The organism is Reyranella sp., assembly GCF_050185545.1.
GTDB lineage: Bacteria > Pseudomonadota > Alphaproteobacteria > Reyranellales > Reyranellaceae > Reyranella.
This window is the reverse complement of the sequence record NZ_JBFWZI010000204.1, coordinates 9,234-11,658: the sequence shown is the minus strand read 5'-3', so window position 1 is coordinate 11,658 and position 2,425 is coordinate 9,234. Positions and strand designations below refer to the sequence as shown.

Genomic DNA, 2,425 nt, shown 5'->3' with positions numbered 1-2,425 from the left:
CCCGGCTCCAGCGCGCTGTGGCCGGCGTCCGGCACGACGACGTAGCGCACCTCCGGCCACGCCCGCGCCAGCGCATCGGCAGTCACCGGCGGGCAGACGATGTCGTAGCGGCCTTGCACGATGGTGCCCGGCAACCCGCGGATGCGGTCGAGGTCGGTCCACGGCCAGCCCTCGGGCACGAACGTGCCGTTGGCGAAGTAGTGTGCCTCGATGCGCGACAGCGCCAGCGCGAAGCCGCCGTGATCGGTCTCGAAGGGGGCCCGCGCCGTCGGGTAGAGGGTCGAGCACGACGCCTCGTAGCGGCTCCAGGCGCGCGCCGCCGGGCGATGGCTGTCGGGATTGCGGTCGATCAGGCGCCGGTAGTAGTTGCCCAGGATGTCGCCGCGCTCGCCGGCCGGCAGGTGCTCGACGAAATCGCGCCACGCCTCCGGAAAGATCGCCCGCATGCCGTTCAGGAACCAGTCGATCTCCGAGCGCGCGCCGAGGAAGATGCCGCGCAGGATGAAGCCGCTCACCCGCTCCGGGTGCTTGATGCCGTAGGCGAGCGCCAGCGTGCTGCCCCACGAGCCGCCGAACAGCATCCACTGATTGATCCCGAGATGGAGGCGGAGCCGCTCCATGTCGGCCACCAGGTGCTCGGTGGTGTTGTCCTGCAGCTCGCCGAGCGGCATCGAGCGGCCGCAACCGCGCTGGTCGAAGACGACGATGCGGTAGAATTGCGGGTCGAAGAAGCGCCGGTGGACCGGAGCCGAGCCCGCGCCCGGACCGCCATGCAGGAACAGCACGGGCATGCCGGCGGGATTGCCGCTCTGCTCCCAATAGATCGTGTGCCGCCGGTCGACCGCCAACATGCCGCTGGCATAGGGCGAGATCTCCGGGAAGAGGTCTGAACGAAGGGGAGTTTCCGATCGAGGCATGATGATTACATTCGCATCACTGCCATAGCGGCGCTCGTTGTGCCAGCTTCGAGAGGATGCCTTTGCGACGATTGCCGGGGCGCCCTCCTGGCGTCTATGGTCGGTATCGGGGGAGGCCAGGAGGCTCGGTGGTTTTCCTGCGGTTCTTCGGCCTTGTCCTTCTTCTCCTCGTCCTGGCGGCCGGCGGCTGCACGTCCCAGGGCGCACCCGGGCCGGCGGCCAGCGCCGCGACGGGCAGCGGGGGCGTGCCCGTGCTCCCGCGCAGCGTCGAACGGGATGTCGGCCCGGCCTATCGCGACGCGACCCTGCAGGCCTACGTCGATGGCGTCGGCCAGCGCGTGCTGCGGCGGTCGGGTATTACCACTCCCTATCGCTTCATCGTGCTCGACTTGCCGAATGCCAATGCCCATGCGGTGTCCAGCTATGTCTTCGTGACGCGCGGGCTGCTTGCCGGCCTCGACGACGAGGCCGAACTGGCAGCCGCCCTCAGCCACGAAGTGAGCCACCTTCTGCAGCGCCATGCCGCCCAGCGCGCCCAGCAGCGGCAGGGTGTGCTCGACGCCGCCATCGAGGCCGCGGCGGCAACCGGCTCGGTAACGGTCGGCCGCTCGGTCGCCCGCGAGGGCCTGCTCGCCCTGCGGCGCTACTCGCGCGACCAGGAGCTCGAGGCCGATCGCCTCGGGCTGGCCCTGCTGGTGCGGGCCGGCTACCGCGGCAGTGCTATGGCCAACCTGATCGACAAGCTGCGTCGGCAATCGCAGCTCGAGATGCAGCTGATGGGGGAGGCGCCCGACTCGGCCGACCGGCGCAGCGCCACCTCGACCCATCCGGCGCCGGTCGAGCGCCAGGAAGCCCTGCGCAGCCTGGCCGACGTGTCGACCCCGGGCGAGAGCGGGCGCGAGGCGTACCTGAAAGCGGTCGACGGCATGTCGGTCGATGATTCGCCCCAGGAAGGCTTCGTCCGCGGCAACAAGTTCCTCCATCCGGTGATGATGCTGGGCTTCGAGGCGCCGCGCGACTTTCGCCTGTTCAACGATCAGGACGGCGTCCTGGGGGTCGGGCGCGATCGCTCGCTGATGTTCTTCTCCTGCCTGCCGGATCCGGTGAGCGGCAGCCTGACGGAATGGATGCGCAACCAGCTGAAGCCGACGCCGGCCGACATCCACGCGACCGAGATCGGCGGGGCGGAAGCGGCGATCGGCACCCGGCCGCGTGGCTCCGATGCGGGGCTGAGCCAGCTCCGATATGTCATGGTGAGGCGCGGCGAGCGGGTTTGCTACTTCAACCTGCTGAGCGATGGCCCCGATCGCGATCACCGGATCGACGTGCTGGTGAACGCGGCCCGCACGTTCCGCCCGCTCTCCGAAGCCGAGCTCACGGGACTTCGGCCCTATCGGCTGCGGATCGTCCCCACCGGCGGCGCCTCGGCGACCCGACTGGCCCAGGGCCTGCCCTACGACGACTACAAGATGGAACGGTTGCTGGTGCTGAACGGCGCCGACAGCCCG

General features: G+C 69.8%; 2 protein-coding genes. One reads left to right on the top strand and one right to left on the bottom strand.

Going from position 1 to position 2,425, the window contains the following annotated elements:
- A partial coding sequence (gene pip / locus AB7O82_RS32580) for a prolyl aminopeptidase (RefSeq protein ID WP_428621234.1) occupies window positions 1–917 on the bottom strand: 917 nt, incomplete at its 3' end.
- A gap of 128 nt (window positions 918–1,045) precedes the next feature.
- Between pip and AB7O82_RS32575 the strand changes: the two genes are divergently transcribed.
- On the top strand, window positions 1,046–2,425 hold a 1,380-nt coding region (locus tag AB7O82_RS32575; RefSeq protein ID WP_428621233.1), incomplete at its 3' end, for a M48 family metalloprotease.